This window comes from Brevibacillus porteri, from assembly GCF_003013475.1.
Lineage (GTDB): Bacteria > Bacillota > Bacilli > Brevibacillales > Brevibacillaceae > Brevibacillus > Brevibacillus porteri.
Map to the genome: position 1 here is coordinate 22,299 of NZ_PXZO01000060.1, position 14,160 is coordinate 36,458.

General features: G+C 42.9%; 23 protein-coding genes. 11 read left to right on the plus strand and 12 right to left on the minus strand.

All coding sequences use genetic code 11. From position 1 onward, the window contains the following. Positions 1 to 10: 10 nt before the first annotated feature. The 6 genes from arsB to C7R92_RS26975 all read right to left on the minus strand — a co-directional run bounded on the left by arsB (position 11) and on the right by C7R92_RS26975 (position 3,420). Complete coding sequence (arsB, locus tag C7R92_RS26950; protein ID WP_106836256.1) at positions 11 to 1,054, minus strand: ACR3 family arsenite efflux transporter; 1,044 nt, start codon at positions 1,052 to 1,054, stop codon at positions 11 to 13. Positions 1,055 to 1,072: 18 nt separating this feature from the next. Beyond that, entirely contained in the window at positions 1,073 to 1,510 is a 438-nt protein-coding gene (locus C7R92_RS26955) for an ArsI/CadI family heavy metal resistance metalloenzyme (RefSeq protein WP_015891623.1), read from the minus strand. A gap of 64 nt (positions 1,511 to 1,574) precedes the next feature. Further along, positions 1,575 to 1,889 (minus strand): arsenical resistance operon transcriptional regulator ArsR, encoded by a 315-nt coding sequence (gene arsR / locus C7R92_RS26960; protein WP_007716712.1) that lies wholly within the window; start codon positions 1,887 to 1,889, stop codon positions 1,575 to 1,577. Positions 1,890 to 2,012: 123 nt separating this feature from the next. Beyond that, entirely contained in the window at positions 2,013 to 2,375 is a 363-nt protein-coding gene (locus tag C7R92_RS26965) for an SOS response-associated peptidase (protein WP_244195837.1), read from the minus strand. Positions 2,376 to 2,599: 224 nt separating this feature from the next. After that, the gene (locus C7R92_RS33205) at positions 2,600 to 2,734 is read right to left on the minus strand and encodes a hypothetical protein (protein WP_271756703.1); all 135 of its coding nucleotides are present in this window, start codon (positions 2,732 to 2,734) and stop codon (positions 2,600 to 2,602) included. 185 nt (positions 2,735 to 2,919) lie between these two features. Then, entirely contained in the window at positions 2,920 to 3,420 is a 501-nt protein-coding gene (locus C7R92_RS26975; RefSeq protein ID WP_106836258.1) for a hypothetical protein, read from the minus strand. 391 nt (positions 3,421 to 3,811) lie between these two features. Between C7R92_RS26975 and C7R92_RS32100 the strand changes: the two genes are divergently transcribed. Together C7R92_RS32100 and C7R92_RS26980 are read left to right on the plus strand one after the other, a co-directional pair. Beyond that, positions 3,812 to 3,952, plus strand: a complete 141-nt coding sequence (locus C7R92_RS32100; protein ID WP_158265769.1) for a hypothetical protein — start codon at positions 3,812 to 3,814, stop codon at positions 3,950 to 3,952. A 160-nt stretch (positions 3,953 to 4,112) separates the two neighbouring features. Then, positions 4,113 to 4,916 (plus strand): putative protein N(5)-glutamine methyltransferase, encoded by an 804-nt coding sequence (locus C7R92_RS26980; RefSeq protein ID WP_106836259.1) that lies wholly within the window; start codon positions 4,113 to 4,115, stop codon positions 4,914 to 4,916. A gap of 646 nt (positions 4,917 to 5,562) precedes the next feature. Here C7R92_RS26980 and C7R92_RS26990 read toward each other — a convergent pair. From C7R92_RS26990 to C7R92_RS27000, 3 genes are all read right to left on the minus strand, one after another. Next, positions 5,563 to 6,756 (minus strand): MFS transporter, encoded by a 1,194-nt coding sequence (locus tag C7R92_RS26990; protein ID WP_106836261.1) that lies wholly within the window; start codon positions 6,754 to 6,756, stop codon positions 5,563 to 5,565. Between the two features lie 74 nt (positions 6,757 to 6,830). Next, positions 6,831 to 7,358: a TetR/AcrR family transcriptional regulator gene (locus C7R92_RS26995; protein ID WP_170831542.1), complete on the minus strand. Its 528-nt coding sequence runs from the start codon at positions 7,356 to 7,358 to the stop codon at positions 6,831 to 6,833. Positions 7,359 to 7,918: 560 nt separating this feature from the next. After that, positions 7,919 to 8,302, minus strand: coding sequence for a hypothetical protein (locus C7R92_RS27000; RefSeq protein WP_017249206.1), 384 nt, complete (start codon positions 8,300 to 8,302; stop codon positions 7,919 to 7,921). Between the two features lie 896 nt (positions 8,303 to 9,198). On the opposite strand from C7R92_RS27000, the gene C7R92_RS33210 reads away from it, so the two are divergent. Together C7R92_RS33210 and C7R92_RS27010 are read left to right on the plus strand one after the other, a co-directional pair. Beyond that, positions 9,199 to 9,330, plus strand: coding sequence for a hypothetical protein (locus C7R92_RS33210; protein WP_279629831.1), 132 nt, complete (start codon positions 9,199 to 9,201; stop codon positions 9,328 to 9,330). 705 nt (positions 9,331 to 10,035) lie between these two features. Beyond that, a complete protein-coding gene (locus tag C7R92_RS27010; RefSeq protein WP_106836262.1) occupies positions 10,036 to 10,857 on the plus strand; it encodes a DUF6492 family protein in 822 nt (273 codons plus the stop codon). A 197-nt stretch (positions 10,858 to 11,054) separates the two neighbouring features. Here the strand turns inward: C7R92_RS27010 and C7R92_RS32105 are convergent, their stop codons facing one another. The 3 genes from C7R92_RS32105 to C7R92_RS27020 form a co-directional block, all read right to left on the minus strand. Next, a complete protein-coding gene (locus C7R92_RS32105; protein ID WP_158265770.1) occupies positions 11,055 to 11,204 on the minus strand; it encodes a hypothetical protein in 150 nt (49 codons plus the stop codon). 298 nt (positions 11,205 to 11,502) lie between these two features. After that, a complete protein-coding gene (locus C7R92_RS27015; protein ID WP_106836301.1) occupies positions 11,503 to 11,766 on the minus strand; it encodes a group-specific protein in 264 nt (87 codons plus the stop codon). Positions 11,767 to 11,821: 55 nt separating this feature from the next. Next, positions 11,822 to 12,046 (minus strand): transcriptional regulator, encoded by a 225-nt coding sequence (locus C7R92_RS27020; RefSeq protein WP_106836263.1) that lies wholly within the window; start codon positions 12,044 to 12,046, stop codon positions 11,822 to 11,824. Positions 12,047 to 12,194: 148 nt separating this feature from the next. Between C7R92_RS27020 and C7R92_RS27025 the strand changes: the two genes are divergently transcribed. The 7 genes from C7R92_RS27025 (at position 12,195) to C7R92_RS27045 (ending at position 14,128) form a co-directional block, all read left to right on the plus strand. Continuing rightward, entirely contained in the window at positions 12,195 to 12,407 is a 213-nt protein-coding gene (locus C7R92_RS27025; protein ID WP_106836264.1) for a hypothetical protein, read from the plus strand. Continuing rightward, complete coding sequence (locus C7R92_RS27030) at positions 12,391 to 12,759, plus strand: hypothetical protein (RefSeq protein WP_106836265.1); 369 nt, start codon at positions 12,391 to 12,393, stop codon at positions 12,757 to 12,759. Before C7R92_RS27025 ends, C7R92_RS27030 begins: the two co-directional genes overlap by 17 nt. Positions 12,760 to 12,876: 117 nt before the next feature. After that, positions 12,877 to 13,152, plus strand: a complete 276-nt coding sequence (locus tag C7R92_RS27035; protein ID WP_106836266.1) for a hypothetical protein — start codon at positions 12,877 to 12,879, stop codon at positions 13,150 to 13,152. Positions 13,153 to 13,233: 81 nt separating this feature from the next. Then, positions 13,234 to 13,371 carry a hypothetical protein gene (locus C7R92_RS32110; RefSeq protein ID WP_158265771.1) on the plus strand — a complete coding sequence of 46 codons (138 nt, stop codon included), beginning with the start codon at positions 13,234 to 13,236 and terminating at the stop codon, positions 13,369 to 13,371. A gap of 88 nt (positions 13,372 to 13,459) precedes the next feature. Then, complete coding sequence (locus C7R92_RS32115; RefSeq protein WP_158265772.1) at positions 13,460 to 13,597, plus strand: hypothetical protein; 138 nt, start codon at positions 13,460 to 13,462, stop codon at positions 13,595 to 13,597. Between the two features lies 1 nt (position 13,598). Then, complete coding sequence (locus C7R92_RS27040) at positions 13,599 to 13,811, plus strand: helix-turn-helix transcriptional regulator (RefSeq protein WP_106836267.1); 213 nt, start codon at positions 13,599 to 13,601, stop codon at positions 13,809 to 13,811. Positions 13,812 to 13,885: 74 nt separating this feature from the next. Continuing rightward, positions 13,886 to 14,128, plus strand: coding sequence for a hypothetical protein (locus tag C7R92_RS27045; RefSeq protein ID WP_244195838.1), 243 nt, complete (start codon positions 13,886 to 13,888; stop codon positions 14,126 to 14,128). Positions 14,129 to 14,160 lie beyond the last annotated feature (32 nt).

A 14,160-nucleotide genomic window follows, 5' to 3' on the forward strand; every position in this document is an offset into this window, starting at 1 on the left:
CCTTTTAGCTTCAATTAGGAAATGTGCTACTAAAATATTTGCGCTTGAACCATAAAGCTACATTAACTAATGCAATCATCACAGGTACTTCCACAAGAGGGCCGATGACGGCTGCAAAGGCGGCACCTGAATGAATCCCAAACACTCCGACTGCCACAGCGATAGCTAATTCAAAGTTATTACTACCTGCTGTGAAAGCAAGCGTCGTAGTAACGGGATAATTTGCGCCAATCTTTTTCCCCATGTAGAAAGAGATAAAGAACATGAGGATGAAATAGATGAGAAGTGGAATGGCGATGCGAACAACATCAAGTGGAACGCTTACGATGTTTTCTCCTTGTATTGAGAACATGACAATGATGGTAAAGAGTAAGGCAATCAGAGTCATGGGGCTAATTTTTGGGATGAACACTTTCTCATACCAATGTCTGCCTTTAACTTTTACAAAAGTAAAGCGCGTCAGCATCCCGGCAAGAAAAGGAATACCTAGATATATAAACACCGATTTTGCCACTTCCGCCATCGTAATACTAATGACTGCACCCTGAATACCAAGCCATTCCGGGATTACGGTGACAAAGACATAAGCATATACTGAAAAGAAAAGCATCTGAAACAAAGAATTGAAAGCCACAAGTCCGGCAGCATATTCTGCATCACCTTTTGCGAGGTCATTCCACACAATCACCATGGCGATACAACGTGCCAATCCAATCATGATTAGCCCCACCATATATTCTGGTTTATCTGGCAAGAAAATGATGGCTAATAAAAACATCAAAACCGGGCCTATAACCCAGTTCTGAATAAGGGATAGCAAAAGAACCTTAATGTCTTTAAATACACGCCCCATTTCTTCATATCGAACTTTAGCTAAAGGAGGGTACATCATCAGGATTAAACCTATAGCAATCGGTATGGATGTTGTACCAATTTGTAAGCTATTTAATCCATTGGTGAAAGCAGGAAAGAAAGTTCCGATCATAGTCCCTACTGCCATAGCAAGGAAGATCCAAAGGGTCAAGAAGCGATCTAAAAATGATAGTTGTTTCATTGAGCCTCCCACTTTGTCTTAGCAACAAGAATTGGTTGCTTCTGTTTTTGAATCTACGCAGCAGGATGTGGACTCGATTTTATGAACGTCACTGTCAGACTTTGTGTAGAAAAATTCCCACTCATTACCGTCTGGATCAGTAACCCAAAATTTATCCTGCACAGCATAACAACATGTCGTATCCATCTCGTCACGAGCGAAAAAGCCTTCTTTTTCTAGTCTTTCCTTATGAGTCAGGATTTCATTTGCACTTTCAACCTGGAATCCGAAGTGATTAACTTGATTTCCGCTTACAGCGTCCCGAACATTCAATGTAAAGTTTAATCCTGGGGTTTCAAGCAAGAACTTAGCATAATCAGGCTTTACCTTTACAGGGTTAACCCCAAAAACCTTTTGATAGAACTCAATAGATTTCTCCAGATTGGTAACGTTAACGCCAACATGTACATACTTCATTTAAGATTCCTCCTTTAATTTATAAACTATTAATCAAAAAAAATTGATATAAGGTCTAAAAAAATTAGCAGCAGCTGCCTTTGCCTGTTTTCCTGAAGATACAACAAAGCTCTTCCGATAAGAGGTGGTTCACTTCATCATCATTCAAATCGTAGTAACTCCAGGTACCTTTTGTCTCTTTGATAATTAGGTTGGCATCCAATAATATCTTGAGATGATACGATAATTTAGATTGAGGCATGTCAAAAACCTCTGTCAGGTCGCATACGCATGTTTTGCCTCTTTGACAAAGCTCATACATAATTTCAAGGCGCTTCTGATCGGAGAGAGCTTTGAATTTCTTCTCATATTGCTCCAATTTGTGCTTGATATCGTTCATCGATTACAACCTCATTCATCAATTTTTTTTGATGCATTTATTATATGCACGATCACCAAGAAGATGCAATAATTAAATCAATTTTTTTCGATATAACATCCTTTTCGATAGGTGATAGCTACACTAGTAACCCTCGACGCCCAAAATCAATGGTGCAAATTTTGTCCACATAAACTCGTAGAAGCTGTCTGCAGGGATGATGCACCGTTTTCGCTCGAAAAGTCGTCGGAATGCCGGCTTTTCTGTTAACGTTTCAGACCTTGCATTGATCATTTTATATCCGCTCTTCTCATCCTGCACCCACGACGGAACTACTCCCCATTTTAGCTGACCGATCCGCCGCTTACCTTGATCGGAAATAATTGCTGGGATTAATTGACCCGGTGCGATATTATATCGTGGCTGTATTTCAAAAGGTATAGCCTCGATTTGGAACCTTGCATTCCACAACTCCAAGTTAGTCACCAGCGTAAATCGTCCGCACATAAGATCACCTCTTACCACCATAATTGCCTAATGCTTATATAGTTAACCAGGACTACGTGGACAATATGAAATCAACAAAGACTGGTCAGCGAAGTATACCCCTCTTTGTCCAGCTCCTCTTTATTTCTAGCACGATATAACAATCTGTGAAATCTTTATTAGTTACTACCTGCGATCCCGATGCACCGAAGTGTTTCCTTGCGCCGACGACTTGCTAAATTGCATCAATCCCAACCCAGGAATGCATTTGCCAAATGAAAAGCGCCTGCCATAACGACAATCGCCAAAGGCAGGTTAGATTGCTTTTTACCTGATCCAATCGATGATGCACTGACTTCCACAATAAAGGGGAGCCGCATTATCAGCTCCCCTTGAAAAAAAACGCCCTCTCCCTTTTGGAAAAGGCGCTCTATGCGCTTTGCTGTAGTTGTGCCATCTCTTTTTTTCTGGTTCTGTGATGTACTTCTTGGCCACTGCTGTGCGACTTTTTGTAGAGCAAGCATCATCCAATCGCAATTATTACATCTAACAATAGGTTCGTTACTTACTTTGTCTCTGTGATGGTTACTCCATGAGAATCAGCAAGTTCCTTTATGGCCGCTTGATAATCCCGCATCAACTTTCTTCCTTCTGCCAATTTCTCATTAGCTGTAGCAATCTTAGCATAGTCTTGTTTCTCAAGAGCTGATACCGTCGTTATAAAACCACTATGTTGGGTTGTAGCTGCTAAAATAAATTGGTCGTGAATTTTTTGTACTTCTGGCGTAGCCGGTTTAATCTTTTCAAGCTCTTCTAGAAACTGTGAATAAGTCGGAATTATACTTTTTGTCATCGCTTCAAACATAGCTAAGTCATTTGTATAGTTAGCGCCCGTTATAGAAGAATACTCTTCAGTAGCCTTCCTTTCGAGTGATGTAACTTTTGGCAACTCGGTGTTTAAATAGTTAATAAGATCTTCTTGTACTGGGTCTGTTCCACATCCCTGTACTACAAATATTGAAAATAATAAAAGAAACGCTATGACTAACTTATTCGATTTAAGCATTGGAACCACCTTTCAATAGGATTAATTACCTAATTATTATCCCATCATATAAGTTATCTTTTCTTCTATATATTCCGACATTATTCTAATTGCCGCATTTTGAGTGGACCTCTATTGGATTCTCCTGAAGTTTGTTCAAATGATCAACTAAGGAAGGAATAAGTGAAGTTGCTTCCGAAGAAGGCGTAGTGGGACGGATCATTTCCTCAACCATTTGCTTTTTGTAGCTACTCTTTAGGAGGATTCATATTTCACCGTCCTTCTCACAAGTAATGTTTTGTTTAATAACCTCAGTCCTAACCATTTACACTTGTTCACGCACCTTTTTTACGTCTGCCCAGAACCTCTCGTCTACATAGATTTCTATAAAACAAGGAAAGGAGGGTCACACTTGAAGATACCGAAAAGGTTATACGATTGTTTAGCCAAAATTCTGGGTGGGACAGGCATGTCAAATGATACTTGTTCTATCACGATTGAACGCAATCTCAATGCAACGAGCTTGAGACGTGCTTTGAACGTATTGAAATAACCGATCCTAGTGGCGCTAAGCGTATTGCAGGCTTAGGGCCTCTTTCATTGCCCTCCACTATCGTTTATCACATCGATGGTTGTGTTGCCTCCTAAGATAGAGTAAAATGCGAATACCACACACTAAATTCCAACACTTCCGAAATGGGTGAATTCATTTTTTGAATGATCATGATCATGAGATTCATGGCGATAGAATTTTTACAATAATCGTCAATAAACTTCGAGCAGCTGGGTGTGTTTTCGCTGAAGATGAGGCCAGGTTACTAATCGCCTCAGCAGGGACAACGACTGAACTATCGGACATGGTAGAATTGCGAACAACTGGCATGCCTCTCGAACATATTATCGGCTGGGCTGAGTTTTGTGGACTGCGGATTATGGTGGATAAGGGAGTTTTCGTTCCCAGACAACGTACAGCATTTCTCGTTAGACAGGCTGCCGACCTCATCCGTCAAAAGTCGGTAGTGCTTGACCTATGTTGCGGATCAGGGGCGGTTGGGGCGGTTCTTGCTTACTTGGAACAGATCGAATTGTATGCTACTGACATCGATCCAGCCTCGGTGCAATGCACCCGTCGCAATGTTACTACCGCAGGAGGTAGCGTTTACGAAGGAGACTTATTTGAGCCTCTTCCTAGCATACTTAGGGGACACGTTAACGTCATCGTTGCCAATGCTCCCTACGTCCCCACCAATGCCATTGATTTTCTTCCACCTGAAGCTCGCATACATGAGGCGAGAATAGCACTCGACGGGGGACCGGATGGGCTTGACGTTCAGAGACGAGTATTGGCTGCGGCTCCACTCTGGTTGGCTCCTGGTGGACACTTACTAGTTGAGACAAGCGAACGTCAGATACATCAGACAGTCGATATCTTCACTTGTTGCGGGCTGATTACACGGGTGACAAGGTCTGACGAGTTGGATGCTACCGTCGTAATCGGAACCAAGCCGGTTCCCTAAAGCAGTTTAGGAGTCTAAACCTGTTCACATAGGCTAGAGTTCAAGAACTCGTCAATATATCTCCCTAAGAAGGACCTAATCCCTATAGAAACTTCATTCATCTCTTTTTTCCACAATTACCGTTGTGTTAACTTCAAATGGTTGTAAAATGATAGTTATCATTTATTGCTATAACGACTGATTAGCACTCGGTCATAATAAGATGTTGATTGAAGTGACAGGTCACTTTACTGATGAGATTATCCTTCATGGGAAGATACACAGAATGCATGAATTGAAGAATATGTTCGCTTTTACGTTAGAGCAGAGTGAACAAATAAGTGATTTCCCTCATGTCTTTTGTAAGCTTTTTGACTTCGAACTCCCGTGGGCCGCTGGAAAAAAGGTAGAATCCCCACGCTTAGAAGCGAGCTTGATCAATTGCTCCCACTCGTCTACTCTCGCGATTTCGTCTGGGGAACCTCCCTTTCCATAGGCAGAGGTCAAGAAACGGGATTCCGGTAGGATACAAGCCCCTTACGAAGCCTCTTGTTTGGTCATTCCTTTCTGGAGGGGTTGCCATACCCAATCCCCACTTTTCAAACCTTGATCGTTTTATCTTACGGCTCCTATTCTGGCGCTGACAGTCGTTCTGTGCGGACTTAAATTACTTTTTCTCTGTCGTATAATAAATCAACGCAATGACCGGTAAAGCTATTCCAATCAACAAGGCTGCTTTCCAGCCACCCATAGCATATGCCCATCCACCTGTCGCAGAGCCTATAGCACCACCAGCAAAAAAGATTGCCATGTATAAACCATTAAGCCGGCTTCGAAATTCTGCTCCCAATGAGAAAATGGCACGCTGGCCAAGAACCAGATTTGCTGAAACTCCCATGTCCAATAGAATGGCCGAAATTACCAAGGTTACTAATGAGGAAGTTGAACTGCCGTGGATTACAAGAGGTAGAATTCCAGAAATAATAACGAAAGCTAACGCTAATCCTGTGGCTGATCGAGCCCAGCCTCTATCGGCAAGACGGCCTGCCACTGGTGCAGCTACCGCCCCAGATACTCCAAGCAATGCAAACAGGGAAACTTCCTTTTGTGAAAAATGGAAAATCGGACTGGTCAATAACAGCGGAACCGTAGTCCAGAACAAACTGAAAGTTGCGAACACACATGCGTGGTAGATGGCTCTACGTTGCAGGATTGGTGTCGTTTTGAGTAAATGCAACATAGAACCCAGAAGTGCCGGGTACCGTGTGGTGTTCAACGGCTGTCTTGCAGGAAGCACCATCGCCATTAAAAGAGCCAACACAAGAATCGCTATGGCGGATAAATAGTAGACTGCTCGCCAGCCCAAAAACTCCGCCACCATACTTGAAATGGGACGAGCGAGCATGATACCGAGTAACAAACCACTCATGACATTCCCCACATTGCGACCGCGTGTAGCATCTGGCGAAAGGTGAGCAGCGTACGGAACAAGTACCTGAGCCGCAACTGATCCCAACCCGATAAACAGTGAAACAGTGAGAAAAAGGCCAGCGCTTTTGACTACTGCTGCAAGCGCCAAAGCTATTGCAGTGAGGAACAATGACACTACAACAAGTTTTCGGTTTTCAAGTATATCTCCCAAGGGTACGATAAATAATAATCCAATTCCGTAACCAATTTGGGTAAGTGTGACGATTAAGCCAGCTGCCTCAGAAGATAACCCAATTGCCGAACTAATCGGAGCCACTAAAGGCTGCGCATAATAGAGATTAGCAGCGATTAGTCCGCATGCGGCAGCAAGAATGAATATCATCCACGCCGAAAAAGTCTTTTCCATTTTTTCACCTTCGATTGAACTCATCGTTAACGCTCCTTTTTGTGGAAGTAGTCATCATTACTGGAACGATCGTTCCAATAAAATTAAAAAAATTTTGTTTATAGCATCTCAATAACGGTGTTCATCATGTCATAAATAATTTTTTTGTCAGTTTTCACCTTTGATACTACATTGATACTATGATTTAGGTTAAGCAATAGGTGTGATAGAGCCTTTATATCTTTCTTGGAGTCGATTTCTTCCGTCTGCTGTCCTTGATTTAGAAGTTCATAAAAGGCATGTTCCAATTCTTCGAAACCGTCTCGTATCAATTTACGTAGTTGTTCATCTGGTGAATCCAAGCCAAGCGTTGCGTTAGTAATCATGCATCCTTTAGGCAAATCCTCATCAAATGCGGAAGTGATATGCTGATCAAAATACTGCCGGATTCCAGCTTTCGCAGACGACGCATATACCAACAGATCTCTTTTTTTCTGACTTATTTTTTTGTAATGTTGTATCGCTTCAACATAAAGCGTCTCTTTGTCTACAAAGGTTTCGTACAAACTTGATCTGCTTAATTCCATTGCTTTTAATAAATCCGGTATGCTTGTGGCTTCGTAACCTTTTTCCCAAAAAACTAACATTGCCTTATGAAGTACGTGTTCCTTGTCAAACTCTTTTGAACGTCCGATAATGATTCCTCCTTAACTGTAGAAGCAGTATAACATTTCGGGAACGATCAGTCCATTATTTTTACTATGGTTCCAGGCGAGCTCCATGAAACTGCCCGTTAGTTAAACTTAGCCACCAGTCTAGAACTTAATAATCTTTGCACAATAGATACTATCGAGAGGAACGTAGAGAGCCACGCGGTTACGGCGATTTTAATGGTGACCACGAAAAGGACGACGAGCCGGAGATATCTGACCACTTAATAAATGGCACGACCTGGACGATACTTGCCAAGCACGTTTTACAATCCGGCAAATAACATTTTGTCTTGTGTACAATCAAACCATGGCGCCGATATACAAAGGTGAGTCCACGAATACGAACTCAAGCTGAACTTCACCGTTCAACTTGCTGGCTCTCTTCCGCTTGATGTGAATTACTAATCTGAAACGTGGTAAATCAATAATAAAGACCATGAGATCGACTCAATTTGGATGTGTCAACCTCATGGTCCTTTTTGACGAGATACGGATTAGTCCCAGTTTCGAATATACCCTTTTGCCTTATTAGTGCTATAGTTTTTTACTTCGAGTTTGTACGTGCATCCGCCTTGCATGTATACGTTAGTGCTATCTTGTTTGTAGCTAGAGTCTGTACCAAGTTGAATCTGTGTATCCACATAGTCAATGTCTCCTGCACATTTCTTCCATACAAAAGCCCCAGCCAGTCCAGTACCTTCCGAAATCAATGTAACTCGGCCATATTGATGTTGCCCACTTACCGCACTCGTCCACTTGGTATCATTACTGTATTCAACTACAACTTCTGCTTGCTGATTTGCAGCAAATACCGTATTAGATGTAAACGATGATACTAATAAGGTAGCAAGACTAATAGACATGAACTTCTTTTTCATTGCAAGACCTCCTAATATTTGGATGTTAACAAAATGAATTATACCAAATTAAGGTAAATTATCAATTGTTTTCATTATAGTAGCAAATTCACAGTGCGCGAAGTTATATGGAGGTTGTGGACACTACAGATCGATTTCTTGCTCCATTGAGTAGTGGGGTGTTTGTCTCTTTAGTCCAGATAAACCGTTTTGCCCGCTCCCGATTAGGTAATCAATCCGTTTTTCTCTTCAGCTTCGATTGCCATTTCATCCACTTGCTACATGCATAATTTTTCTTATGCGGTCGAAGAAACGAATCTTCATTGAGCATTTAAGGGTTTTCGCATACGATTCAACTCGCTTTTTTAATCCCATACTTACCCTCCTTTACAAATCGTGTGTTGTGTCACATCCTTCACATAGCTGCACTCTTATCTCATTAATAATTTCTTTCAAAAACGTCTCATATCCACATTTTCGTGGTAAATTTCTCCAATCTCGCTACCTGGCATATCTAGCCGATTTTTCTGGACTGCAAATGCGATTTATTTACTTATTACTATCCTGTTATTTAATTGGGATGCCAAACGAACTGCTAAGAAGAAGCAACAGGCTAAAACAAAAGTTGCACGATAGACGCCCTTGTTTTTGGGCTTCTTTTCATTTTTGCCGTTTTGTTAAGCGACTAATTCCACCGCTGCTGTGCATATCCCCCATGACCTTTGTTGCAAGTGTTTCAATGATCTGCTGATCTGTCATCCGGATCCCTCCTCATCGCACAGGGTGTACTGTTCGAAAAAAATCATCTGCGGACTCTCTATACTTCTGGTCAAAATACCAAAAATCGAAAATTGTGGTGATGCCCTTGTCCACCTCTGTACCTCCAACATAGTTTGGTACAAGGAGGTGGTAAGAAAATGGCAATGAACCCGCCAATTTTTATTGGAGCAAATAGTATTGCAACTATCGGAAACCGATTTTTCCTAATTGTTGAGGTTGAGGCAAAAGTACCTGGTGTCGAAATGACCCAGTATTTGCGGTCCGCATAACTCGCGAACAAGCACGAAGGCTCCGAAATGCAGGTGTCATGAGAACGGTTATTCAGAATACACGTCCACGGCCTAGGTCTGGATTTGAAGTGGAGTTTAAAGGTGTACTGTTCGCTAATGGTCGGTTTTCTCAGTTTTCGACGTTGAAAATTCAACCGATACTTCAGTACTTGTTAGAATCAGCCGTGAACGAGCACAAAGGCTTATTCGTTATGGAGCACGTAGAATCCCAGTGATTAGAAGAACTTTTTAAATGTCTCGGCTGGATTCTTTCAGCTACTGCGATGGAAACCTGTGGAGAAACTGCTGCAGGGTTATTCCTTTTATACCGAATGTTAAAATGTGAAAGCGACTTTCAATCTATCCTCCTACAAACGCCTTTTTCCGGTTTCTTCGGATTTCGTCGCGGCCATCACCGCACTCCTGGTTGTCTGCCAACTTCATCTGTTCCGGTCTACCTTCAAAGAAACGTATTTATCCAGCCAGTACCATCGATGTCGGATCGAGCTGCCATTGTTGTAGGTCAACGATTTCGACGAGACAAAGTGAGGAGAGTTTTAGACAAACATCCATTTCTCAGGATTTCCATATCTGTCATATTCACCTTAAGGAAGAAAATCATATCCTATCTGGAAAGTCGGACACTCTGGCCAACCTGTTCAGACACATATGCTTGAAACTGGTTAGCGAAAAGGAGTTGAGAAGTTGACACGTTCAGCAAAAAGCACCTTCAACAGCTCTATTAAAATTGATGTCCTGATCCCAGCAATTGAGAAAGACCTCGGTACTCTTCCTTATGTCATTGACAGTATTCGTAAGCAAGTGAAGCATCCGGTCGGTAAGATCATGGTTGTATCGCCACCAAGCAAACGAATCCAAGCGCTTTGCCGGCGTAAAAACTGCACCTTCATCAATGAAAGACGCGTCCTACCGATTACAAAAAAAGACATTCACTACCAAACCAAACGCACCAATCGCTCAGGCTGGCTGCTCCAACAATTGTTGAAGTTGGCAGGAGGAAACTTGACCAAAAAAAGGTATTATCTTGTGATTGACGCCGACACCATTCTCATCCGCCCTCATGTTTTTCTCGTCAACGGGAAAACCGTTTTTTACTGCCGGAACTGGAGTCGTCCCGAGTATTTTCGCACCTATAGGAAATTAATAGGAACCAAGCCAACCGCTTCGCGCTCTTTCGTTGCCCACTATATGCTGTTCGACAAATCGAAGCTCTCCCGGCTGAAGTCTAAAATTGAGGCTAGGCATAAGACTAGATGGTACTGGGCGATTATCAAGAAAACCAATAAGCATAGTTATGCCGGCTTCTCTGAGTTCGAAACTTACGGTAACTTCGTGAAAGCTCACTACCCCGGTCATCTGGTTGTAAGAAGTTCCCTTAACAAAAGCTTATCTTCAAACCCAGCATCACTTACTCGTAAACGAATCATCAGACTGGCCCAGAATTACAGGTCCATCTCCTTTCATAAACGCGGCTGGTATATCCGGAAGAAGAACGTGAGAAAATAAAGAGATGCCGAGTCCAACTGTTTGTGATGTAAAATGGTCTCCAGACCTTTGCTGAATGTGTCTGCGGGCAATCTTGGATTCGTTACAGGTGTATGCGAAGAGAGATGGGCCAAGTGCAAACTGTGTGAATCATTATACGCTTCGCAAAGCTTTATTGGGCTTGTTCCAATATGTAAGAGCCTCCAGTCCATTTCGAGTCAACCATATGGAGCCTTATCAAAATGAGCATTTTGTTCAATCGATAGCGCCAACTGTCCAGCCGGCTGTTCTTTATACTTCTCGAATACCGCAGCGTTCCCAGCCCCGACACAATGTTCTAGTAGATTTGCGCGGACCAGAGCTTCCACAATAGAAAAACCCCTCGTACCTACAGGCACAAGGGGTTTCGCTTATTAATAAGCAGTCATGTATTGCTCGCGCTCCCAATCGTGAACGCGTGTGCGGAACATGTTCTTGGCTTTCAATCGGTTTTAATACCGTCTAGAAATCGCATAAATTCAACAGTTTTAGCTACTGTCATTTCAAATGACATCAAAACATTTCATTATTTTGTGGGTGAATTGTGGGTGCGTTTGTGGGTGCGTTTGTGCCTGCTAAAAATCGTATCATATAGAACCTCGCCTCATTTTTAGAGGCGAGGAAATTCTATTTTTGCTCATAAACCCATTTCTCCAAAAAGGCTCTAGCGTCCCTTGCTGGAAAGTACCACTTACTCCCAACTTTATATTTTGGGAACCTTTGATCATAAAAAAACTGATTTAATATAGTGGGCCAAGACATCTTTGTATTGCGAATTAAATCTTTTCTATCCCAGAATACTTGTTCAGCCTCTACTTCATTAACAAGTTCTGAGATTCTTTCACGTATAAGTTTTACAACTTCATCCTCATCGATCTCAATTCTAAATATTCCTCTTTTATTGTTGTCGGGCACGATTGATCTCACCTCACCGATCCCTCTTCCTTTACATAGACCAAAAATCATCTAGGTTTACATTTGGATCAATTTTGCGTAAGGCCTTTACAATCCCATTTGCCGTCTTTAGGTTTGGTGAATATTCATCGCTGGACGCAGCCCTTGTAGCTGTGTCTTTGTTTATTCCTGCCTCTTTGCAAAGCCACTGCTGAGTAACCCCGCGTTGATCTATCCACTTACCAAGCCTTGATCGCTTTTTTCCTAAACCGAACATGCAATCACCTCATCCATCATTCTGGACAAGTATTCATAATTTCATACACAAATTTCCGACATTATCGGAATATTGGACAAACCGTTGTGCATCACTTAGTAGCACAGCAGCTCACAACGCTGCACAACACAACGGGAGGGATAGGCGCATGGCAACCGAAAGAAAGCCAGTATGCTTTAACGTCAACGATCCTGTCGAGCGAGAAATGTTTGAGCTGGCAAAGAGTATGAACTTTAGTGGCTGGGTGAAAGAGAACCTGAAACCTCTTGCTCTTGATAGGATCGCTGTCCGGGTTAAAAAAGGCGTCGGTACTCCAGTGCCTGTTCGAAAGGTGGCGAATGTCGATGGGACGAAAGCGTAGATACTACCGCGAGGATCGGAGACGGCCTGAATACCTGGAGGAGGATGACTGGGAAGATGACGAGGAAGATGACGAGGATGATCTCGGTGATATCGAGCGATCAGTAAAGAAAACGTCTTGGGGGCTGCTGGCTGTTTTAAGTTTTGGTGTGCTCCTCTCCATCGCTCAAGCCCTCTACGTTCCCTCTGGACCAGTTCCCTCGGGTGACACCTACCGAGTAGTTTCAGTCAGCCGTGGACGTCTACAGGCCGAAGAGATAGGCACAGGGCGGGTGGTAAGCTTAGACGATCAAAAGCTTATCAGAGCAGCTCTTGATGGTACGATAAAGCGCGGTGACGTCATCCATCGATAGTGGTGCTATGCAACGCTACATATCCTCTGCCGGTTGCATGGGGCACTATCAGTGTGCAGTGTGCGGAATGAAGTTTAATTTTCTGGTGATTTCGAATTGAGAACAGGAGGGAAATGCGTGGATATTGGGGAAACGCATGTGGAGCTGCCGCGAGTGTCATCGACTCATTCACGAGTGATGTATGGAAATTTGATTCAGATTGCTGACAACCTTGACTTTCGGAATTCGATTTTCAATGGACGAGCGAAACGGAATAGGTCGCTAGGAAGTGCCCAAGCGTTTGTTGTTGAGCTGGCTCTCGCTGATGGGGTGTTTCGCGAGAAGCTGAAACGGTACATGATCGGTGGTGGAAAGCACTTCGTCTATCTCGCAGATTATATGGATCGGTACTAAAACAGACGTAGAAAATATAAAAATAATTGTTGAACTAAGTTAAACTAAATGGTATAATTTAGTTATAAGGAGGTGAACAAATTGGAGTTTAAAGAATGGTTAGCCTTGATTGCTTTCCTCTACGTGATCTTCAAAGATCGAGTAGAGCCACTGCTGAAAAAGTGGTGGAAGAAAAAGCAAAAGCGACGCCCCTCCACCAAGAGTAAACGTCGCAAATAGCTAGGCAGAAGGAGGAGAAACTCCTCCTTCTTATAACCAACCTTACTCCAATTATACCATGAAAACAAGGAAGTTAGACGTCACAAACTTGTTGTCGCCGCGTGGGATTCTGGGAATTGCTTTGGCTCTGACCTATTCACCGGACGGCTCCTGGTGGCAGCAAGCTATCTTGATCGTCTCCGTCTCGTACATCCTGATCACGGCCTTGTTTGGAAGAAGGGATTAACATGCAGGTCAACCTAGACGACATCATGGGTCTTTCAGAAGTGTGTGAAATGACCAGCAAGACCAAAAGCTACATCAAGGAATACCAGAAACGTGGACAATTCCCGGAGCCAGTGAAGAGCCTTGCAAGTGGTCCGCTCTGGCTTCGGGGCCAGATTCAAACATGGATGGATACACCGAGACCACGAGGGCGTAAGAAAAAGACAGATGAATAGGTTTCAGACCGCAATCACTAGGGAGCGTGTATGGACATGGATTTGCAATATAAAGGGATAATAAACGGGGGCGTATGGAATGGATTGAACGTGATCTCGCATCTTCATTCCGTCCAGAAGGTTTGGTAATGGAAGAATGGCAAGTTGAGCAATACAGACCGTTTGTACATGGTATTCGGGAATGTATCGGCCGTGATTTAACAAAAGATGAGCTTAGTACGATCGCTTGGTTGGCTGGTTCCGAACAAAGTACGGTTGACAAGATCATGGGCGTTATCAGAGCAGCTTATGAGCATGAAAAAAATGTAAAGAATTAATAGAACAACCCGCCTCATTCAACAGGGCGGGT

What these genes read in the sequence shown, in the direction of transcription:
- C7R92_RS26975 (WP_106836258.1), bottom strand. Translation starts at nt 3,420, where the DNA reads ATGCTTAAATCGAATAAGTTAGTCATAGCGTTTCTTTTATTATTTTCA.
- C7R92_RS27000 (WP_017249206.1), bottom strand. Translation starts at nt 8,302, where the DNA reads ATGAAAAAGAAGTTCATGTCTATTAGTCTTGCTACCTTATTAGTATCA.
- C7R92_RS27045 (WP_244195838.1), top strand. Translation starts at nt 13,886, where the DNA reads ATGGAATGGATTGAACGTGATCTCGCATCTTCATTCCGTCCAGAAGGT.
- C7R92_RS27040 (WP_106836267.1), top strand. Translation starts at nt 13,599, where the DNA reads ATGCAGGTCAACCTAGACGACATCATGGGTCTTTCAGAAGTGTGTGAA.
- arsB (WP_106836256.1), bottom strand. Translation starts at nt 1,054, where the DNA reads ATGAAACAACTATCATTTTTAGATCGCTTCTTGACCCTTTGGATCTTC.
- C7R92_RS33205 (WP_271756703.1), bottom strand. Translation starts at nt 2,734, where the DNA reads ATGCGGCTCCCCTTTATTGTGGAAGTCAGTGCATCATCGATTGGATCA.
- C7R92_RS26990 (WP_106836261.1), bottom strand. Translation starts at nt 6,756, where the DNA reads ATGAGTTCAATCGAAGGTGAAAAAATGGAAAAGACTTTTTCGGCGTGG.
- arsR (WP_007716712.1), bottom strand. Translation starts at nt 1,889, where the DNA reads ATGAACGATATCAAGCACAAATTGGAGCAATATGAGAAGAAATTCAAA.
- C7R92_RS27030 (WP_106836265.1), top strand. Translation starts at nt 12,391, where the DNA reads ATGGGACGAAAGCGTAGATACTACCGCGAGGATCGGAGACGGCCTGAA.
- C7R92_RS27020 (WP_106836263.1), bottom strand. Translation starts at nt 12,046, where the DNA reads ATGTTCGGTTTAGGAAAAAAGCGATCAAGGCTTGGTAAGTGGATAGAT.
- C7R92_RS27025 (WP_106836264.1), top strand. Translation starts at nt 12,195, where the DNA reads ATGGCAACCGAAAGAAAGCCAGTATGCTTTAACGTCAACGATCCTGTC.
- C7R92_RS26995 (WP_170831542.1), bottom strand. Translation starts at nt 7,358, where the DNA reads ATGTTAGTTTTTTGGGAAAAAGGTTACGAAGCCACAAGCATACCGGAT.
- C7R92_RS26965 (WP_244195837.1), bottom strand. Translation starts at nt 2,375, where the DNA reads ATGTGCGGACGATTTACGCTGGTGACTAACTTGGAGTTGTGGAATGCA.
- C7R92_RS26955 (WP_015891623.1), bottom strand. Translation starts at nt 1,510, where the DNA reads ATGAAGTATGTACATGTTGGCGTTAACGTTACCAATCTGGAGAAATCT.
- C7R92_RS33210 (WP_279629831.1), top strand. Translation starts at nt 9,199, where the DNA reads ATGGCAATGAACCCGCCAATTTTTATTGGAGCAAATAGTATTGCAACT.